The sequence below is a fragment of the Geodermatophilus sp. URMC 64 genome, assembly GCF_053502555.1.
The window spans coordinates 5,230,652-5,254,711 of sequence record NZ_CP199955.1 but is presented as its reverse complement, the minus strand read 5'-3'; the positions used below and the strand labels follow the sequence as shown (position 1 = coordinate 5,254,711).

The following is a 24,060-nucleotide window of genomic DNA, read 5'->3' as shown; positions in this document are numbered from 1 at the left end:
CAGCCGGTGGCGCCCTCCACAGATCCCCGCGGGCGCTGGGGCGGCGGCTCCCGGATCGCCAGGGTCGGGAGCACGGCCCGGAAGGCGGGCCCCGACCGAGGAGCAGCCGTGGAACAGACCCGATCCGCACCCGTCCGCAGGTTCGGCCGTGCGCTCGCCCGGCGGTGGGCGCGCGTCCGTGCCACCGGGGAGGCGGGCATGAGCACCGCCGAGTACGCCGTGGGCACCGTCGCCGCCTGTGCCTTCGCGGCGGTGCTGTACCGCGTCGTCACCGGTGGCTCGATCGTCGACGCGCTCGGCCGCCTGGTCGAGTCGGCGCTGGCCACGCTGTCCTGACCGTGGCCGGTCGACTGGCCCGGCTGCGCAGGGAGCGGGGAATGGTGACCGCGGAGACCGCGGTCGTCCTCCCGGTCCTGCTGCTCGTGCTCGCCGGGGCGGTCGCGGCGGTGACCGTCGTCGGGGCCCAGCTGCGCTGCGTCGACGCCGCGCGCGAGGCCGCGCGGGCCGCGGCGCGGGGTGAGCCGGCCGCCGTGGTGGCGTCACTGGTGGCCGAGGCGGCGCCCGACGGCGCCCTCGTCGACGTGGGCGGCACCGGGGACGCCGTCCGGGTCACCGTGTCGGCCGACGTCGCGCCGCTCGGGCCGGTCCCGCTGCGCATCGGCGTGCGCGCCGACGCGGTGGCCCAGCGCGAACCCGGCACGGAGTCGGGGCCATGAGGGCTCGCGGTGACAGCGAACGGGGGTCGGCGACGGTGTGGGTGCTCGCGCTGGCGGGCGTGCTCGCCGCAGTGGGCCTCGCCGCGGTCCTCGTCGGCGCCGCGGTGACCGCCCGCCACCGGGCCGGGACCGCGGCCGACCTGGCGGCCCTCGCTGCGGCGCTGGTGGCGGCCGGCGGCGAGCCGGTCGCCTGCGCCGCCGCCGCCCGCGCCGCCGCGGCCAACGGTGCCGAACTGACCTCCTGCACCGTCGGCGGCGGTGCCGTCGTCGAGCTCACCGTCGCCGTGCCGGTGCGCCTCGGGCCGCTCGGGCAGTTCCGCGCGACCGGGCGGGCTCGCGCCGGGCCGGTGGGCGCGCGGTGAGCGGCGCGGGCTCAGAAGACCAGTTCGTCCTCGTCCTCGACGTCGGAGCCGGCCCCGGGGGAGCCGGGCGCGGTCCCGGTGTCGTCCGGAGGCTGCCGCTCGGCGGTCGCCAGCTCGTCCAGGACGACGTCGAGCACCCGCACCGCCCCGGTCTTGTCCAGCGGGTCGTTGCCGTTGCCGCATTTGGGCGACTGCACGCAGGAGGGGCAGCCGCTCTCGCACTCGCAGGTGGCCACCGTCGCCCGCGTGGCCTGCAGCCAGCCGCGCAGGACGGCGTATCCGCGCTCGGAGAAGCCGGCCCCGCCCGGATGCCCGTCATAGACGAAGATCGTCGCCGCCCCGGTGTCCGGGTGCAGCGCGGTCGACAGCCCGCCGAGGTCCCAGCGGTCGCAGGTGGCCAGCAGCGGCAGGATGCCGATCGCCGCGTGCTCGGCCGCGTGCAGCGAGCCGGGCAGCGCGATCTCGTCCACCTCGGCCCGCTGCACCGCGCGGGAGTCGAGGGTGAACCAGACGGCTCGGGTGCGCAGCTGGCGCGGCGGCAGGTCCAGCGGGAACTCGGCCAGCACCTCGCCGGTCCCGAGCCGCCGGCGCTGGTAGGCCACGACCTGGTTGGTCACGTCGACCACGCCGGTGTGCGCGGTGACCGTGCCCAGCGCACGGGTGCGCTCGGTGCTCACCACGGACAGGTCTGTGACGTCGCGCGCCACAGTCGTCCACTCGGGGCTCTCGGCGTGGACGACGGCGATTGCCTCCTCCACGTCGAGCTCGTCCACCACGTAGGTCTCGCCGCGGTGCACGTAGAGCGCGCCGGTGTGCACGGTCGAGTGGGCCGCGTCGCCGTCCACGGTGCCCAGCAGGCGCCCCGTGCCGGCCTCGATGATCGACACCGGTTCCAGGCCGCTGCCGCGGATGTCGACGTCGGGTCGTCCCCGGCCGGCCCAGTACCAGCCGGTCGGCCGCCGCCGCAACGCTCCCGCAGCCACCAGCGCCTCGAGCTGCGCCTCGGCCGCGGGGCCGCCGAAGTCGGCCAGGTCCGCAGGAGTCAGCGGCAGCTCCGCCGCGGCGCAGCACAGCTGGGGCCCGAGCACGTAGGGGTTGCTCGGATCGGTGACCGTGGCCTCGATCGGCCGGCCGAACACCGCGCGCGGGTGGTGGGCCAGGTAGTGGTCGAGCGGGTCGTCGCGGGCGACGAAGACGACCAGCGACTCCCGCTGCGCGCGTCCCGCCCGCCCGGCCTGCTGCCACATCGACGCGAGCGTGCCGGGATAGCCGGCGAGCACCACCGCGTCCAGGCCGGCGATGTCGATGCCGAGCTCGAGGGCATTGGTCGTGGCCACGCCCAGCAGCTCGCCGGAGGAGAGCAGCCGCTCCAGCTCACGCCGCTCCTCGGGCAGGTAGCCGCCGCGGTAGGAGTCGACCCGGCGGACCAGGTCGGCCCGGCCGCGGTCGGCCAGCAGCCGGCGGGCCTGGTCGGCCACCGACTCGGCGCCGCGCCGCGAGCGGACGAAGGCCAGCGTCCGGGCGCCCTGCTCCACCAGGTCGGCCAGCAGGGTCGCGGCGTCGGCGGCGGCGGACCGGCGCAGCGGAGCTCCGTGCTCGCCGGTCCGCTCGGTGAGCGGCGGCTCCCACAGCGCGAAGGTCGCGCCCGGCCGCGGCGAGCCGTCGGCGGTGACCGCCGCGACCGGTGCGCCGACCAGCCGGGTCGCCGCCTGCGCCGGGTCGGCCACGGTCGCCGACGCGAGCACGAACACCGGCTCGGTGCCGTAGCGGCGGCAGACCCGCCGCAGCCGGCGCAGCACATGGCCGACGTGCGAGCCGAACACGCCGCGGTAGGCGTGGCACTCGTCGACGACGACGTAGGCGAGCCGCCGCAGCGTGCTCGACCACTTCTGGTGGGCCGGCAGGATCCCGCGGTGCAGCATGTCCGGGTTGGTGACGATCCAGCGCGAGTGCCGCCGGACCCAGTCCCTCTCCTCGGCGGGTGTGTCGCCGTCGTAGGCCGCCGGCCGCACCGACGGGTCGGCCAAGGCGGCCACCGACCCCAGCTGGTCGCGGGCCAGCGCCTTGGTGGGCGCCAGGTACAGCACGCAAGCGCGAGGGTCGGCGGCCAGCCGGGCCAGAGCCGGCAGCTGGTAGGCCAGCGACTTGCCGGACGCCGTCCCGGTGGCGACCACCACGTGGGTGCCCTCCCACGCCAGCTGGGCGGCCTCGACCTGGTGGCGCCACGGGGACGGGACGCCACGCTCGGCCAGCCGGGCGCGCAGGCCCGCGTCCACCCAGTCGGGCCAGGGCCGGGAGTCGCTCCGCCGCATGGGGAGCCGGTGCACGTACGTGACGGGTCGTTCGTCCTCGGAGGTGCCGGCCAGGAGGCTCGCCAGCAGGTCCGCCCCGGGAAGAACCGGGTCCGCGCCGGGAGGGGGAGCCGGGCGGACCGGGTGGAGCGTGGTCACGCCTCCACTGTCACACCCGTATGCGACATCCGGGCACCCACAGATGACACAGATGTGATGAAGGCAACAGATCGTCGCAGGTTCCGGTACAGCCTGTGACCTCGCTTACAATCGCGCGGCGTCCCTTGGTCGACGGAGCCCTCCGGCGCGCCCCGGGCGTGACCTCGCCGTCCCGGCGTGCGGGCCGGGCGGCTGCCGACCGCTGGGAGGAACCACATGCCCGACAGTGCACTGTCCGGCGGGGACATGGTGCTGGTCGCCGTCGTCCTCGTCGTCGCCCTGGCCGCGCTCGGCTTCGCCGGCTTCCTGGTACGGGCGGTCCTCGCCGCCGACCAGGGCACGCAGACGATGCGCGACATCGCCCGGGCGGTGCAGGAGGGCGCCGCGGCATACCTGCGACGGCAGTTCAGGACGCTGGGCGTCTTCGCCGTCATCGTCTTCCTGCTGCTCATCGCCCTGCCCGTGTCCGAGGGCGGCTGGGGCACCCGCCTCGGCCGGGCCGTCTTCTTCCTGGTCGGTGCCCTCTTCTCCGCGATGGTCGGCTTCATCGGCATGACCCTGGCCACCCGCGGCAACGTCCGTGTCGCGGCCGCCGCGCGTTCCGGCGGCTACCGCCCGGCCTTCCGCATCGCCTATCGCACGGGTGGCGTCGTCGGCATGATCACCGTCGGCCTCGGCCTCTTCGGCGCCGCGCTCGCGCTGCTGCTGTTCGACGAGACCGCCCCTGTCGTCCTCGAGGGCTTCGGCTTCGGCGGCGCGCTGCTGGCGATGTTCATGCGCGTGGGCGGCGGCATCTTCACCAAGGCCGCCGACGTCGGCGCCGACCTCGTCGGCAAGGTCGAGGCCGGCATCCCCGAGGACGACCCGCGCAACGCCGCGACCATCGCCGACAACGTGGGCGACAACGTCGGCGACTGCGCCGGCATGGCCGCCGACCTGTTCGAGTCCTACGCGGTGACCCTGGTGGCCGCGCTGATCCTCGGCCAGGTCTTCTTCGGCGCCGTCGGCATGGTCTTCCCGCTCACCGTCGCCGCCATCGGCGTGGTGGCCTCCGTGGTCGGCATCCTCGCCAGCAACCCCGGCAAGGCCGACCGCAACGGCCTGGCGCCGATCAACCGCGGCTTCTTCACCTCCGCCGTCGTCTCCCTGCTGCTGGTCGCGGCCGCCGCCTTCACGGTGCTGCCCAGCGTCTCCGAGGCGCAGGACCTCGCCGTCAGCCCGCAGGTCCTGGGCTTCCTCGCGGTGCTCACCGGCATCGTCCTGGCCGTCGCGATCCAGATGCTCACCGGCTACTTCACCGAGACCAGCCGCAAGCCGGTCCGCGACGTCGCGCAGAGCTCCCTCACCGGCCCGGCCACGGTGATCCTCTCGGGCATCTCGCTGGGCCTGGAGTCGGCGGTCTACGCCGCGCTGCTCATCGGCGGCGCGGTCTACGTCGCCTTCCTGATCGGCGGCGGCGCCGCGCTCTACGCGGTCGCACTGGCCGGCTGCGGCCTGCTCACCACGGCCGGCGTCATCGTCTCGATGGACACCTTCGGGCCGGTCAGCGACAACGCGCAGGGCATCGCCGAGATGTCGGGCGACCTCGACGAGGAGGGTGCGCGCACGCTCACCGACCTCGACGCGGTGGGCAACACCACCAAGGCGATCACCAAGGGCATCGCGATCGCGACGGCCGTGCTCGCCGCCACCGCGCTCTTCGGCTCCTACAACGCGCAGATCCGCACCGCGCTGGCCGAGGCCGGCAGCTCGATCGGCGACGCCTTCAGCCTCGTCACACCGAAGAACGTGGTGGGCGCGATCGTCGGCGCCGCGGTGGTGTTCCTCTTCTCCGGGCTGGCGATCAATGCCGTCTCGCGCGCGGCGGGCCGGGTGGTCTTCGAGGTGAGGGAGCAGTTCCGGACCCGGCCCGGGATCATGGACTACAGCGAGCGGCCGGACTACTCCGCGGTGGTCGACATCTGCACCAAGGACTCGCTGCGCGAGCTGGCCACCCCCGGCCTCCTGGCCGTCATGGCGCCGGTCGCGGTCGGCTTCGGGCTCGGCTTCGGCCCGCTGGCGGCCTACCTCGTGGGTGCCATCGCGGCCGGCACGCTCATGGCGGTGTTCCTCGCCAACTCCGGCGGCGCCTGGGACAACGCCAAGAAGATGGTCGAGGACGGCGCGCACGGCGGGAAGGGCAGCGAGGCCCACGCGGCCACGGTCATCGGCGACACCGTCGGCGACCCGTTCAAGGACACCGCCGGCCCCGCGATCAACCCGCTGATCAAGGTCATGAACCTGGTGGCGCTGCTCATCGCGCCCGCGGTCGTGGGCTTGTCGGTGGGCGACGACGCCAACACCGCGGTGCGGACGGTCATCGCCCTCGTCGCGGTGGCGGTCATCATCGGCGCGGTCGTCGTCTCCAAGCGGCGGTCCGTGGTCGTCGGCGGGGCCCCGAGCTCGAACCAGGAGTCGCTGACCGCCTCCGCTCCCTGATCGCCACCCGCTGATCCGCACACCGGGATCCTCCGGCCGGCACCGCGCCGGCCGAGGGTCCCGGTGTCGGTTGTGGACGCCGTCGTCCGATGTGGACGGCGGCCCTCTCGCCGTCCCCGCCCGCTCCTAGCGTCCGCCGCCGTCGGTCCCGCCGAGGACCGCCGACCGACGCCGGGAGGCATGGATGTCCGCGCTCATCTCCGTCCAGCTCGACCACGTGGCGGCGCTCGCCGCCGAGCTCGCCGCCCTGTCCGTGACCCTGTCGGAGGAGGCGCCGCTCTGCACGTCCTCCGCCCGCTCGCTGTCCGCGGCCCTGGGCGGCCGGGACGGCGAGCGGATCGGCGACGCCGGGCACGGCTGGGCCGGGCTGCTCGGCGTCCTGGCGGAGCGGACCGACGCGGTCGCCACCACGCTGTCCCGGGCCGTGATCGCCTACCGGGAGGCCGACACCGCGCTCGCCCAGCGCGTCGGTCCCGGCCCGGTCGGCGCGACCGCAATCGCCCGATGACCGCCACGTCGCTGTCCGCCCTGGCGGCCTGGGACGTCGCCCTCCTGCGCAGCGCGATCAGCACGCTCGACGGCGTCGCGGACCGGCTGCCCGCCTGGCGGGCCCACGTCGAGACGGTGGGCCGGGACCTGGAGACGGCGAGGGTCTGGTCCGGGCCGGCCGCCCGCACCGCGGCCGGCGCGGTGCTCGAGCTGTCCGCGGTCACCACGGCCGTGTCCTCGGCCCTGGGCGAGTCCCTCGCGGCGTTCGGGCTCGTGCTCGGGGCCGCCGAGGCCGCCCAGGACGCGGCGGCCACCGCCCTCGCCCTGGCCGCCGCCGAGCAGGTGCCGCTCGACGACGACGGCACTGTCGTGGCGCCGCAGCTCACCCCGGCCATGGCGCCGGACCAGGCCGCCGCCGTGGCCCAGCGCGCGGTGATCGTGGCCCGCGTGGGCGCACTGGCCGCACGGGCGATGGAGGCGGCGGCGGCCGTGGCCGTCGCGGCGGAGGACGCCGATCGCGCTCTGCTGCCCGCCGGCGCCGTCCACGCCCGGCCGCCGGCCGACTTCGCCGACCTCGCGGGCCGCGTCCCCGACGCCGTCGTGGTCCCGGTGGTGCCGGTCGGGCGCGCGCCGGAAAACGTCGCGCGCTGGTGGGCCGCGCTCTCGGCAGCAGACCAGCGCGCCGCGATCGCCTCCGCACCCGATCTCGTGGGCGCCCTCGACGGCGTCCCCGCCTGGGCGCGGGACCGGGCGAACCGGCTCCTGCTCGCCTCCGCGCTCGACGCCGGCAGCGCGCTGGCCACCGTGGTCACCGACGAGATCGCGCGCCAGGAGCAGGCCGGCCGGAGCGTCCAGCTGTGGACCTTCGACCCGGACGCGGACCTGGTGGCGCTGGCCGTGGGCGATCTCGACACCGCCGGCGCGGTCAGCGTGCTGGTGCCCGGCATCCGCACCACGCCCGAGGACGACCTCACCGGGCAGGTGGCGCACGCCCGCGACCTCGCCGCCGAGGCCGAGGCGGCGGCGCCGGGGCTGGCGGTCGCGGCCATGGCGTGGATCGGCTACCGGACGCCGCAGGGCCTGCCCTCGATCCTCACGCGGGGCGACGCCCGGCGCGGCGGCGCGGCCCTGGACCGGGCGCTCGACGGGCTCGACGCGGCCCGGCAGGCGCTGGCGGCAGCCGACCCGCGGACGACGGTGGTCGCGCACAGCTACGGCACCGTGGTCGTCGACGAGGCCGCCGGGGCGGAGGGGGAGCTCGCGGCCGACGCCGTCGTCCTGCTCGGCAGCCCGGGGCTCAGCCGCAACGCCGGCCGCCTGGAGGTGGCGCAGGTCTATGGAGCCGCCTCCCCGGCCGATCCGATCTCGTGGTCGGGCTACTACGGGCAGAACACGTGGGCCGAGGAGTTCGGGGCGAGCGAGCTGCCGGTGGATCCCGGGACGGCGCACTGGGACTACTTCGACCGCGACCGGCCCACGCTCGGCGCCATGGGCGAGGTCGTGGCGGGCACGGGGCCGCGGTGAGCCGCCGGATGCGTCGTCCGCGCCGGCTCACCCCTTTCGGGAACAGGTCGCCGGAGGGATCGCTTCTGAGGGTGACGGCACGCCCACGATGTGTCCGCACCCGGCCGTTCGTCGGAGACGTGGCCTACCGTGGCCCGCCGAGGGGCGTACAGCGATGGCGTCCGCGACGTCGGCATGCCCGGCGCCCGCACCCCAGCACCACCGACAGGAGCACCGTGCCCAGCAGGACCGCGAAGAACGGCAGCAAGCCCGCGACCGGGACCGCCACCGGGTCGAGCACGCCCACCCGGCGGCGCTCCGCCGTGGCCGGGGGAAAGCCGCTGGTCATCGTGGAGTCCCCGACCAAGGCCGGCAAGATCGCCGGCTACCTGGGCAACGGTTACGTGGTCGAGGCCAGCGTCGGGCACATCCGCGACCTGCCGCGCAACGCCGCCGACGTGCCGGCCGAGCACAAGGGCGCCTCGTGGGCCCGGCTGGGCGTCGACGTCGACAACGCCTTCGAGCCGCTCTACGTCGTCAGCCCCGACCGCAAGCAGCAGGTCAGCCGGCTCCGGGCGCTGGTGAAGGACGCCAGTGAGGTCTACCTCGCGACGGACGAGGACCGCGAGGGCGAGGCCATCGCGTGGCACCTGGTGGACACCCTCAAGCCGCGGGTCCCGGTCCGCCGGATGGTGTTCCACGAGATCACCCCCGAGGCGATCGCCCGCGCCGTGGCCAACCCGCGCGACCTCGACACCGCCCTGGTCGATGCCCAGGAGACCCGGCGGATCCTCGACCGGCTCTACGGCTACGAGGTCTCGCCGGTGTTGTGGAAAAAGGTCCTGCCGAAGCTGTCGGCCGGCCGCGTCCAGTCGGTCGCGACCCGCATCGTGGTCGAGCGGGAGCGGGAGCGGATGAACTTCCACTCCGCCGACTACTGGTCGCTCGAGGGCACCTTCGCCGTCGCCGAGCAGCGCAGCGGCGCCGACGAGGGCGAGCCGACGACCATCCGCGCCCGGCTGGTGAGTGTGGACGACAGCCGCGTGGCCACCGGCCGCGACTTCGACCCGGCGACCGGCCGGGTCACCGGCGACGTCGTCCACCTCGACGAGGCCGGTGCCCGCGGCCTGGCCGCCCGGCTCGAGGGCCGTCAGGTCACCGTCAGCCGGGTCGACGAGAAGCCCTACCGCCGGCGCCCGTACGCGCCGTTCACCACCTCCACGCTGCAGATGGAGGCCGGGCGCAAGCTCGGCTGGTCCTCGGCGCAGGTGATGCGGGTCGCCCAGCGGCTGTACGAGAACGGCCACATCACCTACATGCGGACCGACTCGACCAACCTGTCGAACGAGGCGATCAACGCGGCCCGCACTCAGGCCCGGGAGCTCTACGGCGACGCCTACGTGCCCGCCGAGGCCCGCCGCTACGCGAAGAAGGCGAAGGGCGCCCAGGAGGCGCACGAGGCGATCCGCCCGGCCGGTGACCACTTCCGCACGCCCGGCCAGCTCGCCGGCCAGCTGGCCCGCGACGAGTTCCGCCTCTATGAGCTGATCTGGCAGCGCACCATCGCCTCGCAGATGGCCGACGCCGTCGGGCAGACCGTCAGCATCCGGCTGGCCGGCCGCAGCAGCACCGACGAGGCGGTCGAGTTCACCGCCAGCGGCCGCACCATCACCTTCCCGGGCTTCCTCCGTGCCTACGTCGAGTCCCGCGACGAGGGCGCGGCCAACGGCGACGACGAGCCCGGCAGGGACGACGCCGAGCGCCGGCTGCCCCGCGTCGAGCGCGGCCAGCGGCTGGACACCCGCGAGCTCGAGCCCAAGGGGCACACGACCACCCCGCCGGCCCGCTACACCGAGCCGAGCCTGACCGCCCGGCTGGAGGAGCTCGGCATCGGGCGGCCGTCGACCTACGTCTCGATCCTGCAGACCATCCAGGACCGCGGGTACGTGTGGAAGAAGGGCGCAGCCCTGGTGCCCTCCTTCGTGGCGTTCGCCGTGGTGAACCTGCTGGAGCAGCACTTCGCCGACCTGGTCGACTACGAGTTCACCGCGCTGCTGGAGAACGAGCTCGACGAGATCGCCAGCGGCAGCCTGGGCCGGGTCGACTGGCTGACCGAGTTCTACTTCGGCGGCGAGGGCCGGCACGCCGGCGGGATCGCCGCCTCGGGTGGGCTCAAGCAGGTCATCAGCGAGCGGCTGGAGGAGATCGACGCCCGCGGCATCAACTCGATCCCGCTGCGCGCCACCGGCCCCCAGGGGGAGCCGGTCGTCGTCCGGGTCGGCCGGTACGGGCCGTACCTGCAGGCCGGCGGCGAGGACGGGCCGCGGGTCAGCATTCCCGAGGACCTGCCGCCGGACGAGCTGACCACCGAGAAGGTGGCGGAGCTGCTGGCTGCGCCGTCCGGTGACCGGGAGCTGGGCACCGACCCGGAGAGCGGGCACCCCGTCGTCGTGAAGGCCGGCCGGTACGGCCCCTACGTGACGACGGTCGTCCCCGAGGGCAGCAAGGACAGCCCACGGACGGCGAGCCTGTTCTCCTCGATGTCGCCGGAGACGGTGACCCTCGACGAGGCGCTGCAGCTGCTCACCCTCCCCCGCACCGTCGGCACCGCGCCGGACGGCGAGGAGATCCAGGCGCTCAACGGCCGCTACGGGCCCTACCTCAAGAAGGGCACCGACTCGCGGTCGCTGCCCAGCGAGGGCGCGCTGTTCACCACCACGCTGGAGGAGGCGCTGGCGATCTTCGCCCAGCCCAAGCAGCGCGGCCGGGCGGCGGCCAAGGCCCCGCTCAAGGAGCTCGGGCCCGACCCGGTCACCCAGGGGCAGGTCACCGTCCGTGAGGGGCGCTTCGGCCCGTACGTGACCGACGGCGAGACCAACGCCAGCCTGCGCAAGGGCGACGACGTCGAGTCGATCACGATCGAGCGCGCCGCCGAGCTGCTGGCCGACCGGCGCGCCCGCGGTCCGGCGACCAAGAAGAAGGCCGCCAAGAAGACCGCGAAGAAGACCGCGGCCAAGGCGACGGGGGCCAAGAAGGCGGCGGCGAAGAAGGCCGCCGAGCCGGTGAACGCGGGCTGATGAGCGGCGGCGGGCCGACGGGGACCGGGTCCCTCGACCCGGCCGGCTGGGACAGCCGCCGCACCTCGTTCGGCTCGGTCGCCGCCGAGTACGCCGCGCTGCGGCCGAGCTACCCGGACGACGCGGTGCGCTTCCTCCTCGGCGACGTGCCGCGCCGGGTGCTCGACCTCGGCGCGGGCACCGGTCTGCTCACCGAGCGGCTGGTCGCGGCGGGTCACGAGGTCGTCGCCGTCGACCCGTCGGCGGAGATGCTGGCCCAGCTCTCCGCGCGGCATCCCGAGGTCGTGGTCCGGGTCGGCTCGGCCGAGGAGATCCCGCTGCCCTCCGGCGACGTAGAGGCCGTGGTGGCCGGTCAGGCGGCGCACTGGTTCGACATCGGCCCCGCGGCCCGGGAGATGCGGCGGGTGCTGCGGCCGGGCGGCGCCGTCGGGCTGATCTGGAACGCCCGCGACGAGCGCGTGCCGTGGGTCGGCGCGCTCGGCGAGCTGCTCGCCCACGAGGCCCGCGGGCACGAGGCCGACCAGACCGTCGTCGCGGGGTTCGCCCAGGAGCTGGGTGCCCGGGACGAGTACTTCGAGTCCGGCATCGTGCAGATCGTGACGCCGGAGCAGGTGGTCGCGGGCATCGCCACCCGCAGCTACGTCGCGACGATGGCCGATCCCGCGCGCGAGGCCTTCCTCGGCCGCATCCGCGACCTCCTCGCCACCCATCCCGGCACCCGGGACCACGCGGTGCTCGAGCTGCCGTACGTGACCACCGCGCACCGCCTGCGGCCGGCCTGACGCGGGCTCAGGCGATCCGCCGCCCCACCACGAAGACCCGCCGGAAGGGCAGCAGCGTCGTCCCGTCCCCCCGCCGCGGGTAGGCCGCGCGCAGCGCCGCGGCGTAGGCAGCGGTGAGCTCGGCGGCGTCGTCGTCCCCGAGCCGGGCCAGCACCGGCCGCAGCACGGTGCCGCGCACCCAGCCGAGCACCGGGTCCTCGCCGGTCAGCACGTGCAGGTACGTCGTCTCCCAGACGTCGGCGGCCAGCCCCGCGGCGGTCAGGACGTCGAGGTAGCCGGCCGGGTCCAGGACGGCGTCCGGCCGCGGCGCCGCGTCGCCGACCCGGTCCGCCCAGCGCGGCGCAGCGCAGAGCTCCGCAAGCAGCGCGTGCGTCGGCGCCCGGAAGTTGCCCGGCACCTGCACCGCCAGCTCGCCGCCGGGGGCCAGCGCACCGGCCCACCGGGAGAGCAGCCGGTCGTGCCCCGGCACCCAGTGCAGGACGGCGTTGCTGAGCAGCACGTCGACCGGCTCGGCCGGCGTCCACTCCCGGACGTCACCCGCGGCGAACTCCACCCGCCCGGGCACCGCGTGCGCGGCCGCCGCGGCGAGCATCTCGGGGGAGGAGTCGATCCCGGTGATCCGCGCGCCGGGCCACCGCTGCGCCAGGGAGGCGGTCAGCGCGCCCTCGCCGCAGCCGAGATCGACCACCACCCGCGGATCGGTCGCGCGCACCCGGGCGACCAGGTCGGCGAACGGCCGCGCCCGCTCGTCGGCGAAGCGCAGATAGGTCGAGGCGTCCCAGGCGTCCACCGGCCGCGACCCTAGTCGCCCGCCGTCGTCCGACGTCGTCCGGTGTGTCCCGACCGACGCCCCGTCGCGCGACGAAGTCCGGGGAACGGTCACCTCCGCCCGGTACCGTGAGGCAGCCGAGGGCCAGCTCCGCCCACCACCCCGACCCCCGGGAGCCCCCGATCAGGTCCGACCCGCCCCCGCCGGCGCAGCAGCCCTCCGACGGGCCGCCGCCGCAGCCGGACGCGCGGACCGTCGTACCCGCGGACGGTCTGCCGCACGGCGGCACGCCCGTGCCCGCGGACTCCCCGAGCCCCGTGGCCGGGCTCGAGACGTCCGTCCGGGAGCCGGCGCCCGGTGCCGCCATGCCCGGCGCGGACACCGGGGACGACGGGGACGCGGTCGACGGGCTGCACCCGGGGGACTCCGTCGGCGCGGTCGGCCTGGTCGCGAAGGTCCGCGCCGTCCTCCGGGTCCGTGACTTCCGCCGGCTCTGGGAGTCGATGGCGCTCTCGAGCTTCGGCGACTGGCTGGGCCTGCTGGCGATCACCGCGACCGCCACCTCGCTGGTGGACACCTTCGCCCTGCAGAACTTCGCGCTGGGCGCGGTCCTCGCCTTCCGGCTGCTGCCGGCGATCCTGCTGGGCCCGCTGGCCGGCGCGTTCGCCGACCGGTTCGACCGGCGCAAGACGATGGTGGTCTGCGACGTCCTCCGGTTCGGGCTGTTCGCCTCGATCCCGCTGGTCGACAACCTCATCTGGCTGTTCATCGCCCAGTTCCTCATCGAGGCGATCAGCCTGTTCTGGATCCCGGCGAAGGACGCCGCCGTCCCGAACATGCTGCGCAAGGACCAGATCGAGCCGGCGAACCAGCTCTCGCTGGTCACTACGTACGGCCTGACGCCGGTCGCGGCGGCGATCGTCTTCGCCGTCCTGACCTCGCTCGGCGGGTCGATGGACGCCGCGCTGCCGTGGCTGTCCGAGATCGATCTCGCGCTCTACCTCAACGCGCTCACGTTCCTCGTGGCCGCCGTCGTCATCTGGAACCTGCCCTCGATCAGCGGCCGCCGGGAGGCGGGCGCGCAGGTGAAGACGGAGAGCTTCCTCGGCTCGCTGAAGAGCGGTCTGAGCTTCGCCGGGCACACCCGGCTGGTCCGCGGGCTGGTCGTCGGCATCACCGGCGCCTTCATGGCCGCGGGCGTCGTCATCGCGACAGCACAGGCGTACGCGGCGTCCCTGGGCGGCGGCGACGCCGCCTACGGCCTGCTCTTCGGCGCGGTGTTCATCGGCCTGGGGCTGGGCATCGGCGTCGGTCCCAGCATCGCCCGCGACCTGTCCCGGGAACGGCTCTTCGGCGTGGCCATCGTCGGCGCCGGCCTCGCCCTGCTGCTGCTGTCCTGGTCGTTCACCCTCTGGATCTCGCTGCTGCTCGTCGTCCTGATGGGCTTCTTCGCCGGGATCGCCTACCTGGCCGGCTTCACGCTGCTCGGCACCGAGATCGACGACGCCGTCCGCGGCCGCACCTTCGCCCTGGTGCAGTCCCTGGTCCGGGCGGCGCTGATCCTCAGCCTGGCGGTCGTGCCGTTCGGCGTCGGGCTGTTCGGCAAGCACGGCGTCGACCTGGGCGCGGTGGCGTTCGAGATCACCGGCGACCGGATCATGCTGTTCGTCGCCGGTCTGCTCGCCGCCGGCGTGGGGATCGTCGCCTACCGGCAGATGGACGACGGCCGGCCGGTGCCGCTGGTCGCCGACGTCGTCACCGCGCTGCGCCGCGACACCACCGCCCGCCGCCGGCTGGCCAAGGGCGGGGTGCTCATCGCGTTCGAGGGAGGCGAGGGCGCGGGAAAGTCGACCCAGGTCAAGCGGCTGCAGGAATGGCTGACCCACGAGGGGCTGGTCGCGCGGGCCACGTTCGAGCCGGGCGCCACGGCCTCCGGCGCCGGCATCCGCTCGATCGTGCTCGACCGCGCGCACGCCGGGATCTCCCCGCGCTCGGAGGCGCTGCTCTACGCCGCCGACCGCGCCCAGCACGTGCACGACGTGCTGCGGCCCGCGCTGGACGCGGGCGAGGTCGTGATCACCGACCGCTTCGTCGACAGCTCGCTGGCCTACCAGGGCGCCGGGCGGACCATCCCGATGGAGGACGTCCGCGGCCTGTCCCGCTGGGCGACCCAGGGCCTGGTGCCCGACCTGACGGTGCTGCTCGACCTGCCGCCGGAGGTGGGTCTGGCCCGGGCGCGCGGGCGCGCGGCCGCGGACCGGCTCGAGTCGGAGTCGCTGGACTTCCACCAGCGGGTGCGGCAGACCTTCCTCGCCCTGGCCGAGGCCGAGCCGGACCGGTACCTGGTGCTGGACGCGCAGGCCCCGCCCGACGAGCTCGCCGCGGCCATCCGGGTGCGGGTCACCGAGCTGCTCTCCGGCCTGCCGCTGCAGACCCTGCCCGGCGGCCGGCAGCGGCGGGCCAGGGCCGACGTCAACGGGCACGCCGACGCCTCCGGCGCCGTCCCGCACCGCCCGCACGCCCAGACCGGCCCGACCCCGCAGCTGCACCCGTGACGACCGTCGAGGCCGCCGAGGACGTCTGGTCGCGGGTCATCGGCCAGCCCGCGGTCGTCGCCGAGCTGCGCGCCGCGGTCGCCGACCCGGCGGCGATGACCCACGCGTGGCTGTTCACCGGCCCGCCGGGCTCGGGCCGCAGCGTCGCCGCGCGGGCGTTCGCGGCCGCCCTGCAGTGCCCGAACGGCGGCGACGGCACCTGCCACGCCTGCCACACCGCGCTGGCCGGCACGCACGCCGACGTGAAGATCATCGTTCCGGACGGCCTGTCGATCGGGGCCAAGGAGGCCCGCGAGATGGTCGTTGGTGCGAGCCGGGCGCCGTCGCAGGGCCGGTGGCAGATCGTGCTGGTCGAGGACGCCGACCGGATGACCGAGCACGCGGCGAACGCGGTGCTCAAGATGATCGAGGAGCCGCCGGCGCGGACGGTGATGATGCTCTGCGTCCCGAGCCTGCACCCGGACGACGTGATGGTCACCATCCGGTCCCGGTGCCGCCTGGTCAGCCTGCGCACGCCGCCGGTGGACGCCATCGCCGACGTCCTCGTGCGCCGCGACGGCGTCGACCCGGCGCTGGCCGCCTGGGCCGCCGCGGCCTCCGGGGGGCACGTCGGCCGCGCCCGCCGGCTGGCCCGCGACGACGACGCCCGGCTGGCCCGCAAGGCGGTGCTCGACGTCCCGCTGTCGCTGGTCTCGCTGTCGGCCTGCCTGGACGCCGCCGACGAACTGGTCGGCTCCGCCAAGGAGGAGACCGAGGCGGCCACGGCGGTCCTCGACAGCGCCGAGACCGAGGCCATGAAGGCCAGCCTGGGCGTCGGGGCCCGGGGCCCGGGGGTCACCGCGGCCACCCGCGGTGGCGCCGGCGCGCTCAAGGAACTCGAGCGCAGGCAGAAGTCGCGGGCCACCCGGATCGGCCGCGACTCCCTCGACCGCGCGCTGGTCGACCTGGCCGCCCTCTACCGCGACGCGCTGGTGCTGGCAGCGGCCGGCGAGCAGGCGCCCGCGCTCAACCACCCCGACCGGCGGGCCGACGCCGAGGAGCTCGCCCGCCGGCTCGGGCCGGAGGGCGCGCTGCGCCGCATCGACGCGATCCTGACCTGCCGGGAGGCGCTCGAGCAGAACGTGAAGCCGCAGATCGCGCTCGAGGCCCTCACCGTCGCGCTGCGACTGCCCGCCGGCTGAGCCGGCGCCCCTGCACCGGTCGGCCGCGCGGGTGCCGTAGGCTGTCCGAGCACGTCCGCCGCCTTAGCTCAGTCGGTAGAGCATCTCACTCGTAATGAGAAGGTCGTCGGTTCGATTCCGACAGGCGGCTCGCAGGTGACCAGCGGCTTCGCCCTCCCGGGCGGGGCCGCTTCGTCGTTCCCGGGGCTCGCCGCCGGCGCCGCCGATGAGGTAGACAGCGACAGGCGTTTGCCCGAGGAGAGGGAGACCCGATGAGCACGGCCACGAGGACCGATCCGCACTCGCCCGCGCGGCACGTCGCCGACAGCCACGACCTGATCCGCGTGCACGGCGCCCGCGAGAACAACCTCAAGGACGTCAGCATCGCGATCCCGAAGCGCCGGCTGACCGTGTTCACGGGCGTCTCCGGCTCGGGCAAGAGCTCCCTGGTGTTCGACACGATCGCCGCGGAGTCCCAGCGGCTGATCAACGAGACCTACAGCGCCTTCGTGCAGGGCTTCATGCCGACGCTGTCGCGGCCGGACGTCGACCTCCTCGAGGGCCTGACGACGGCGATCCTCGTCGACCAGGAGCGGATGGGCGCCAACCCCCGCTCCACCGTCGGCACCGCCACCGACGCCAACGCGATGCTGCGCATCCTGTTCAGCCGGCTCGGCACGCCGCACATCGGCCCCCCCACGGCGTTCTCCTTCAACGTCCCGACGCGCAAGGCGAGCGGGGTGATGAGCACGGAGAAGGCCGGCGGCCGGGTCGAGAAGGCCGTGGTGCGCGACGTCGTCTACCTAGGCGGCATGTGCCCGCGCTGCGAGGGCATGGGCTCGGTCTCCGACTTCGACCTCACGGCGGTGTACGACGAGACCAAGTCGCTGGCGGAGGGTGCGCTGACCGTCCCCGGCTACAGCATGGACGGCTGGTACGGCCGGATCTTCAGCGGCGCCGGCTTCGACATGGACAAGCCGATCGCCAAGTTCACCAAGAAGGAGCTGCACGACCTCCTCTACAAGGAGCCGACCAAGATCAAGGTCGAGGGCATCAACCTGACCTACGAGGGCGTCATCCCGAGGATCCAGAAATCGATGCTCTCCAAGGACGTCGACGCGATGCAGCCTCACATCCGCGCGTTCGTGGAGCGCGCGATCACGTTCCAGACCTGCCCCGAGTGCGACGGGACGCGGCTCACCCGGGAGGCCAGGTCGTCGACGATCCAAGGCCAGAGCATCGCCGACCTCTGCGCGATGCAGATCAGCGACCTCGCCGTGTGGGTCCGCGCGCTCGACGAGCCGTCCGTCGCCCCGCTGCTGAGCGGGCTGCGGCACCTGCTCGACTCGTTCACCGAGATCGGGCTCGGCTACCTGTCGCTCGACCGGCCGGCGGGGACGCTGTCCGGAGGCGAGGCCCAGCGCACGAAGATGATCCGCCACCTCGGGTCGTCGCTCACCGACGTCACCTACGTCTTCGACGAGCCGACCATCGGGCTGCACCCCCACGACATCGCGCGCATGAACGAACTGCTCCTGCAGCTGCGGGACAAGGGCAACACGGTGCTCGTCGTCGAGCACAAGCCGGAGGCGATCGCGATCGCCGACCACGTCGTCGACCTCGGTCCGGGCGCCGGCACCGCCGGTGGCGAGGTCGTCTTCGAGGGCACCGTCGAAGAGCTGCGGACCAGCGGCACGCTGACCGGCCGACACCTGGACGACCGGGCCTCGCTCAAGCCGTCGGTGCGGACGCCGAAGGGAGTCCTGGAGGTGCGCGGCGCCAGCACGCACAACCTGCAGGACGTCGACGTCGAAATCCCGCTCGGCGTGCTGGTGGTGCTCACCGGCGTGGCGGGCTCGGGGAAGAGCTCCCTGATCCAGGGCTCGGTGGCCGGCCGGGAGGGCGTCGTGACGGTCGATCAGAGCGCCATCAAGGGATCGCGGCGGAGCAACCCGGCGACCTACACCGGCCTGCTCGATCCGATCCGCAAGGCGTTCGCGAAGGCCAACGGCGTGAAGCCGGCGCTCTTCAGCTCGAACTCGGAGGGCGCGTGCCCCACCTGCAACGGTGCCGGCGTCATCTACACCGAGCTCGGCGTCATGGCCACCGTCGAGTCCCCGTGCGAGGAGTGCGAGGGCAAGCGGTTCCAGGCGGCGGTGCTGGAGTACACGCTGGGCGGCCGGAACATCGCCGAGGTGCTCGCGATGCCGGTCACCGAGGCCGAGGAGTTCTTCGCCGCCGGCGAGGCGAAGACGCCGGCGGCGCACACGATCCTCGGCCGGCTCGCCGACGTCGGGCTCGGCTACCTCGCCATCGGCCAGCCGCTCACCACGCTGTCCGGCGGCGAGCGGCAGCGGCTCAAGCTGGCCACCCGCATGGGCGAGAAGGGCGGGGTCTACGTCCTGGACGAGCCGACCACCGGCCTGCACCTCGCCGACGTCCGGCAGCTGCTGGGCCTGCTCGACCGGCTCGTCGACTCCGGCAAGTCGGTGCTGGTCATCGAGCACCACCAGGCGGTCATGGCGCACGCCGACTGGATCATCGACCTCGGCCCCGGCGCCGGCCACGACGGCGGCCGGATCGTCTTCGAGGGGACGCCGGCCGACCTCGTCGCCGCCCGCGCCACCCTCACCGGCGAGCACCTCGCGGCCTACGTCGGCGCCTGACCGGGGCGGGGGAGGGGACCGGCGATGCTGGACGGCGCGGTCGCGGTGGTGACCGGAGCGGGGACGGGCATCGGGCGGGCGATCACCCTCGGCCTGGCGGCCGCCGGCGCCGACGTGGTGCTCGCCGGCCGCTCGGTGCCGGCCATGGAGGAGGTCGCCGCGCAGGTCTCCGCCGCGGGCCGCCGCAGCCTCGTCGTCCCCCTGGACCTCCGGGAGCCCGCCTCGGTCGGGGCGGCGGCCGCCGAGGCGCTCGGCACGTTCGGCCGGGTCGACGTCCTGGTCTGCAACAGCGGCGTGGGCGGGCCGAGCAGGCCGCTGTGGGAGATCGACCTCGAGGAGTGGGAGGACACCTTCCGGGTCAACGTGACCGGCACCTACCTCTGCTGCAAGGCGTTCGCGCCGGCGATGATCTCCCGGCGCACGGGGTCGATCGTGGTCATCGGCTCGATGACCGGGAAGCGCCCGCTGGTCAACCGCACGCCCTACGCCGCGTCGAAGACCGCGCTCATCGGCCTGGTCCGCACGCTGGCCTGGGAGCTCGGCCCGGCCGGCGTGCGGGTCAACCTGGTCTCGCCCGGCGGCGTCGAGGGCGACCGGCTGGCCTGGGTGCTCGAGCAGCAGGCCGCCGCCCGCGGCATCTCCGTCGAGCAGGCGCGCGCGGAATTCACCTCCGGCTCCCCGCTCGGCAAGGTCGTGGCGCCGGGCGACATCGCCGACGTCGTCGCCTTCCTGGCCTCACCTCGGGCCGCGTCGATCACCGGCGAGGACGTCAACGTCTCCGCCGGCCTGGTCATGCACTGACGGGCAGCGGCCTACAGCCACCGGTCCATCGCCGCGGTCCAGCGCTCGACGGAGGAGGTCGTGCCCTCCGCCTTCGCCTTCTGCCGGGCGAACTCCGCGGAGGGCAGGGCGCACCCGCCCGGGCAGTCGACCTCCACGGCACGCCCGTCGACCCAGCCGACGGCCGCGCTGCGCCCGCAGCGGGGACAGGTCTCCCAGGTGACCCGCTCGCTCATCGTCGGTTCGCCTGTCCGTTCGGATCGAGCCGATGCACCCAGGGCTGGATGGATTCAGCGCTCAGTGAAGGGTCTCAACCCAGCCCTGTCAACCGGCACGGGGAAACGGCCGGGAACGGCTGCCGACCCGCGTGCCACACTCCGCGCGTGGCGGCACGGGTGACGCTCCAGGACGTCGCCGACCTGGCCGGGACGTCGCGGACGACGGCGCACTACGTCCTCACCGGCCGCGACCGCGAGATGCGCATCGGCGAGGACACCCGGCGCCGCGTGCTGCGGGCCGCCGGCGAGCTGCGGTACCGGCCCGACCTCATGGCCCGCGGACTGCGCACCCGGGTGACGCGGACGATCGCGCTGGTCACCGACTCCGTGGCCACCGAGGCCTACGCCGGCGAGCTGGTGTACGGATCGCTCGCCGCGGCCGTCGCCCACGGGCACCTGCTGTTCGTGTGCGAGACCGCCGAGGACCCCGACCTCGAGCAGCGGCTGGTCGAGGAGCTGCTCGCCCGCCACGTCGACGCCTTTCTCTACGCCACCTTCTTCACCCGCGAGGTCCGGCTCCCCGAGGCGCTCCGCGGCGAGCGGGTGGTGCTGCTCAACTGCCGGGCACCCGGCAGCGGCCTGGCCTCCGTCGTCCCCGACGAGGTGGCCGCCGGCCGCTCCGCCGCGGGCGCGCTGCTCGCCGCCGGGCACCGGGACCGCATCTGGCTCGTGGGCGAGCCCGCGCCGCACGTCATCGCCGCCGCCGAGCGGCTGCGCGGCATCGAGGAGGTGCTCGGCGGCGCCGGCGTGCGGCTGGCCGGGATCGTGCCGTCGACCTGGCGGCCGGAGTCGGCCTTCGAGCACGTCTGCACGCTGCTGGACCAGGGGGAGCGGCCCTCCGCGGTGATCGCCTTCAACGACCGGATCGCCCTGGGCGTCTACCAGGCCCTCGCCGCGCGCGGGCTGCGCGTGCCCAGCGACGTCTCGGTCATCTCGTTCGACGACTCCGACCTCGCCGTGTGGCTGCGGCCGGCGCTCTCCAGCGTCGCGCTGCCGCACCGCGAGCTGGCCACCACCGCCGTCGACCTGCTGCTGGGCGGGAACGCGCCGGGCGGCGACGAGCACCGGGTGCCCATGCCCCTGCGGCTGCGCGAGTCCCTGGGGCCGCCGCGCCGGGCGTGAGGCGTCAGCGCCCGCGGAGCTCCTGGCCGGTCAGCAGGGCCAGCAGGCGGCCGTACGCCAGCCCCAGCTCCTCGGTGTCCCCCGGCCGGAAGTGCCCGACCTGGATGTCGTCGAGCAGCGGCGAGCTCAGCGGTCCGGGGCGTCCGGAGCCACCGGGCACCAGCAGGTGCACCTGGGCGACCCCCGCCTCCCGGACGGCGGCGTCGAGCGTGGCGGCGTGGTCCTGGAGCAGGCCGTCGGTGACGCCGGCCAGCCCGGTGGCCGCGCAGTGCTGCCCGGCCAGCAGCTCCGCCGTCCCCTGGAGGACCGGGGTCAGCGCGGTGCCGTCGGTGCCGGGATCGGGCTCCGGGAGGTCCCCGGCCGGCAGGTCGCCCACCTGCGTGGGCGGCAGCGCGACGGCCATCGTGTCGGCGTAGGTGACGACCAGCACGACGTCGTCCGGGCGCAGCACGCGGCGGGAGAAGTCGAGGAGGTCGTGCAGGGCCTCCCGCCGGTCCTGGGCGAACTGCCGCATCGACCCGGACAGGTCGGAGGCCAGGACGACGCAGGCGCGGCCGGTCAGCGCGCGGTCGCCGCCGAGCTGGGCGTCGCCGAGCCGGGCCGGTGCCGCCTCCGGGGAGGTGTCGAAGGGCCAGACGACCGCGAGCGTGCCCAGCGCGAGCAGCGCGGCGAGCACCGGGAACAGCCAGCCCGGGACCCGGCGGTCGCGGCGCACGCGGGCGGCCCGCCTGACCGGCACCCGGCGCACCGTCGGCACCCCGTGGCGGCTGTGCATCTCCAGGCGGCGGAACAGGCTCGCCGCCCATCGCCGCCGCCCGCGGCGGGTCATGCCACGCCCGCGTCCTGCGGTTGCGCCGGGGCCCGCCGCAGGTGCCCGCCGAGCCCGTCGACGCGTTCGTCGTAGCCGCTGCCGAACTCCGCCGGCGTCTGCGCCCGCGACCGCGCGACCATGTCCTCCAGCAGCTCGCCGGCCTCCACCGACTCACGGGCCGGCTGCAGGTCGAAGACGTCCTGCAGGCCCGCGGAGGTGCCCAGCGCGGCCCGCACATCGGCCCGCTCGCCCTCCGCGCGCAGCCGCTCGACCAGTCGGCGCGAACCCCGCTCGGGGCGCGCGGTCAGGCAGAGCAGCCGCACCCACGCCCGCTTGACCAGCGCGTTGCGGACGGCGGCGCGGTACTCGGCCGAACCGGGCACGTACTGCCCGTAGGCCAGCGCGAAGGCGGCGGACACGTTGAGCAGCACGATGCCGGCGGTCAGGCCGAACGTGCACACCAGCAGCAGGGTGTCGTGCTCGCCGTCGTTGAGGCCGAGGCTGCCCGACAGCTGACCACCGAGCGCGCCCAGGCCCGCGATCAGCCCGATCACGCCCAGCAGCGTCAGAACGAGGACCGCGTACAGCACCGTCCGCTTGCGCCGCGCCACCGGCCCGGCCAGCGCCTGCAGCCGGCGCTCGTTCTCCTCGTAGGCGCCGGCGCGGACCCCCGTCGCCGTGCTGCGGGCCGTCACGACCCGCAGTCCGGCGTCCTCCGCGGGCTGCGGCCGGTCCTCGGCGTCCTGCCGCCGGGGGACGACGGACCCGAGGTCCCAGTGCGCCAGCACCTTGGCGGTGACCAGGATGGTCACGCTGATCACGAGGGGCAGCGTGAAGCTGGCCCGGGCCGGCAGGTTCGCCGCCCGCAGGATCGCGTTGACGCCGAGGTAGTCGCCGGCGGTCAGCACGGCCATGACCAGCAGCAGCGTGGGCAGGGACCACGGCGTCGGCCGCGGCGGCAGCTCGTCCCGGTGGGCGTCGGCGCGGCGGGCGGCCTCCACCGAGCTGTCCAGGGCCGCGTAGAACTGCACGGTCGGCGTCGTCCAGGCGGCCACCCGGCCCCGCTGCCGGCGGCCCCGCCGGCTCAGCGGCACCAGCCGCGCGGTCAGGGCGCGCAGCGAGCCCTCGACGGCGGCGGACCCGGCGGCGTTCTCGGCCGCCGTCCGCCCCTCGCCCGGCAGCGCCCGCGGACGCGGCGGCCCGGTCACCGGCCCACCTGACCGGGCACGTAGGCGGTGAACCGGATGACCGGGGTGGCGCCGGCCTGCTCCAGCAGCCGCGTCCAGGTGTCGCGCAGCTGGGTGGCGGCGACGCTGTCCAGGCCCTGGTCGGCCAGCCGGCCGAGCCCGTACAGCTCGACCGTGACGCCGGGCAGCTCGAGCGGGATGTCGGTCGAGCCGACCTGCATGCCGTCCGACGTGCTGATGATCCGCACCGGCACGCCGTCGGCGGGCAGCCGGTCGCTCTCGGCGATCAGCGCACCGTAGAGGTCCGACCCGTGCCGCCGGTCGCGCTCCGGATACGCGTCCAGGACCGCGTCGGTGACCGCGGTGATCAGGTTGTTCGTCACCTGCGACCGGGCGTCCTCGTCGTTGACCAGGGGAGCGAGGGCCGGGCAGTCGAGGATCGTCGTGGTGTCGGTCGCCGAGTCGCCGATCACGTTCACGGTGAGGGTGGCCTGCCCCTGGACGGCGTCGGTGACGATCCCCTCGAGCTGCGGCCGCAGCGACTCCAGGCTCGCGCCCCCGCTGTCGCTCACGTCGGGCAGGTAGACGTCGTGCCGCTTCGCCGGCTGATCGGCGTCCAGCCGGGCGGTGACCACGCGCGGGCAGTCCTGCGAGGCCGCCGCGGGCCTCGGCGCCTCCTCGTCGGCGCAGGCGGTCAGCGCGAGCATCGGGACCACGGCGCCCGCCATCCCCAGAGCCAGCCTCCTCCCGGGTGCCGCCGGGCGGTGGTTCCGTCTCACCCGACCACCTGACCACGCGCACCGGCAGATCCGGAACGGCTCCAGGACGGCGGCGGACGGCCAAATCGGCCGACCGGACCGGTCCCTCACGGGCCA

General features: G+C 75.0%; 19 protein-coding genes and 1 tRNA gene. 14 read left to right on the top strand and 6 right to left on the bottom strand.

The features are described from left to right. The first annotated feature begins 6 nt into the window (after positions 1 to 6). The 3 genes from ACWIYF_RS25705 to ACWIYF_RS25695 are packed head-to-tail and all read left to right on the top strand — an operon-like array spanning position 7 to position 1,078. Positions 7 to 336 (top strand): DUF4244 domain-containing protein, encoded by a 330-nt coding sequence (locus ACWIYF_RS25705; protein WP_448625659.1) that lies wholly within the window; start codon positions 7 to 9, stop codon positions 334 to 336. Positions 337 to 338: 2 nt separating this feature from the next. Then, positions 339 to 716, top strand: coding sequence for a TadE family type IV pilus minor pilin (locus ACWIYF_RS25700; RefSeq protein WP_448625658.1), 378 nt, complete (start codon positions 339 to 341; stop codon positions 714 to 716). Continuing rightward, complete coding sequence (locus tag ACWIYF_RS25695; protein ID WP_448625657.1) at positions 713 to 1,078, top strand: Rv3654c family TadE-like protein; 366 nt, start codon at positions 713 to 715, stop codon at positions 1,076 to 1,078. The genes ACWIYF_RS25700 and ACWIYF_RS25695 overlap by 4 nt, the downstream gene beginning before the upstream one ends. Before the next feature lie 11 nt (positions 1,079 to 1,089). On the opposite strand, the gene ACWIYF_RS25690 is transcribed toward ACWIYF_RS25695, so the two are convergent. Beyond that, a complete protein-coding gene (locus ACWIYF_RS25690) occupies positions 1,090 to 3,528 on the bottom strand; it encodes a DEAD/DEAH box helicase (protein WP_448625656.1) in 2,439 nt (812 codons plus the stop codon). A 216-nt stretch (positions 3,529 to 3,744) separates the two neighbouring features. On the opposite strand from ACWIYF_RS25690, the gene ACWIYF_RS25685 reads away from it, so the two are divergent. The 5 genes from ACWIYF_RS25685 to ACWIYF_RS25665 all read left to right on the top strand — a co-directional run bounded on the left by ACWIYF_RS25685 (position 3,745) and on the right by ACWIYF_RS25665 (position 11,857). Then, a complete protein-coding gene (locus tag ACWIYF_RS25685) occupies positions 3,745 to 6,006 on the top strand; it encodes a sodium-translocating pyrophosphatase (protein ID WP_448625655.1) in 2,262 nt (753 codons plus the stop codon). 184 nt (positions 6,007 to 6,190) lie between these two features. After that, positions 6,191 to 6,514: a hypothetical protein gene (locus ACWIYF_RS25680; RefSeq protein ID WP_448625654.1), complete on the top strand. Its 324-nt coding sequence runs from the start codon at positions 6,191 to 6,193 to the stop codon at positions 6,512 to 6,514. After that, positions 6,511 to 8,019 carry an alpha/beta hydrolase gene (locus ACWIYF_RS25675; protein ID WP_448625653.1) on the top strand — a complete coding sequence of 503 codons (1,509 nt, stop codon included), beginning with the start codon at positions 6,511 to 6,513 and terminating at the stop codon, positions 8,017 to 8,019. The genes ACWIYF_RS25680 and ACWIYF_RS25675 overlap by 4 nt, the downstream gene beginning before the upstream one ends. Before the next feature lie 215 nt (positions 8,020 to 8,234). Continuing rightward, on the top strand, positions 8,235 to 11,075 hold the full coding sequence (gene topA, locus ACWIYF_RS25670; RefSeq protein WP_448625652.1) for a type I DNA topoisomerase: 2,841 nt from the start codon (positions 8,235 to 8,237) through the stop codon (positions 11,073 to 11,075). After that, entirely contained in the window at positions 11,075 to 11,857 is a 783-nt protein-coding gene (locus tag ACWIYF_RS25665) for a class I SAM-dependent methyltransferase (RefSeq protein WP_448625651.1), read from the top strand. The genes topA and ACWIYF_RS25665 overlap by 1 nt, the downstream gene beginning before the upstream one ends. A 7-nt stretch (positions 11,858 to 11,864) precedes the next feature. On the opposite strand, the gene ACWIYF_RS25660 is transcribed toward ACWIYF_RS25665, so the two are convergent. Next, positions 11,865 to 12,647, bottom strand: a complete 783-nt coding sequence (locus tag ACWIYF_RS25660) for a trans-aconitate 2-methyltransferase (protein WP_448625650.1) — start codon at positions 12,645 to 12,647, stop codon at positions 11,865 to 11,867. A gap of 344 nt (positions 12,648 to 12,991) precedes the next feature. Between ACWIYF_RS25660 and tmk the strand changes: the two genes are divergently transcribed. The 5 genes from tmk to ACWIYF_RS25635 all read left to right on the top strand — a co-directional run bounded on the left by tmk (position 12,992) and on the right by ACWIYF_RS25635 (position 19,808). Beyond that, positions 12,992 to 15,181 (top strand): dTMP kinase, encoded by a 2,190-nt coding sequence (gene tmk, locus ACWIYF_RS25655; protein ID WP_448625649.1) that lies wholly within the window; start codon positions 12,992 to 12,994, stop codon positions 15,179 to 15,181. Beyond that, positions 15,178 to 16,362, top strand: a complete 1,185-nt coding sequence (locus ACWIYF_RS25650; RefSeq protein WP_448625648.1) for a DNA polymerase III subunit delta' — start codon at positions 15,178 to 15,180, stop codon at positions 16,360 to 16,362. Before tmk ends, ACWIYF_RS25650 begins: the two co-directional genes overlap by 4 nt. Before the next feature lie 57 nt (positions 16,363 to 16,419). Continuing rightward, positions 16,420 to 16,492, top strand: a tRNA-Thr gene (locus ACWIYF_RS25645). Positions 16,493 to 16,613: 121 nt separating this feature from the next. Continuing rightward, positions 16,614 to 19,007 carry an ATP-binding cassette domain-containing protein gene (locus tag ACWIYF_RS25640; protein ID WP_448625647.1) on the top strand — a complete coding sequence of 798 codons (2,394 nt, stop codon included), beginning with the start codon at positions 16,614 to 16,616 and terminating at the stop codon, positions 19,005 to 19,007. A gap of 24 nt (positions 19,008 to 19,031) precedes the next feature. Next, positions 19,032 to 19,808 (top strand): SDR family NAD(P)-dependent oxidoreductase, encoded by a 777-nt coding sequence (locus tag ACWIYF_RS25635; RefSeq protein WP_448625646.1) that lies wholly within the window; start codon positions 19,032 to 19,034, stop codon positions 19,806 to 19,808. Positions 19,809 to 19,819: 11 nt separating this feature from the next. Here ACWIYF_RS25635 and ACWIYF_RS25630 read toward each other — a convergent pair whose 3' ends face one another. Continuing rightward, on the bottom strand, positions 19,820 to 20,023 hold the full coding sequence (locus ACWIYF_RS25630; RefSeq protein WP_448625645.1) for a hypothetical protein: 204 nt from the start codon (positions 20,021 to 20,023) through the stop codon (positions 19,820 to 19,822). Positions 20,024 to 20,170: 147 nt separating this feature from the next. Here ACWIYF_RS25630 and ACWIYF_RS25625 point away from each other — a divergent pair, with 147 nt between their 5' ends. Next, positions 20,171 to 21,187, top strand: a complete 1,017-nt coding sequence (locus ACWIYF_RS25625; RefSeq protein WP_448625644.1) for a LacI family DNA-binding transcriptional regulator — start codon at positions 20,171 to 20,173, stop codon at positions 21,185 to 21,187. 4 nt (positions 21,188 to 21,191) lie between these two features. On the opposite strand, the gene ACWIYF_RS25620 is transcribed toward ACWIYF_RS25625, so the two are convergent. Genes ACWIYF_RS25620 through ACWIYF_RS25610 form a run of 3 tightly spaced genes read right to left on the bottom strand, consistent with a single transcriptional unit; the run spans position 21,192 to position 23,913 of the window. After that, positions 21,192 to 22,016, bottom strand: a complete 825-nt coding sequence (locus ACWIYF_RS25620; RefSeq protein WP_448625643.1) for a vWA domain-containing protein — start codon at positions 22,014 to 22,016, stop codon at positions 21,192 to 21,194. Further along, entirely contained in the window at positions 22,013 to 23,206 is a 1,194-nt protein-coding gene (locus ACWIYF_RS25615) for a hypothetical protein (protein ID WP_448625642.1), read from the bottom strand. Before ACWIYF_RS25615 ends, ACWIYF_RS25620 begins: the two co-directional genes overlap by 4 nt. Beyond that, positions 23,203 to 23,913 carry a hypothetical protein gene (locus ACWIYF_RS25610; protein WP_448625641.1) on the bottom strand — a complete coding sequence of 237 codons (711 nt, stop codon included), beginning with the start codon at positions 23,911 to 23,913 and terminating at the stop codon, positions 23,203 to 23,205. Before ACWIYF_RS25610 ends, ACWIYF_RS25615 begins: the two co-directional genes overlap by 4 nt. Positions 23,914 to 24,060 lie beyond the last annotated feature (147 nt).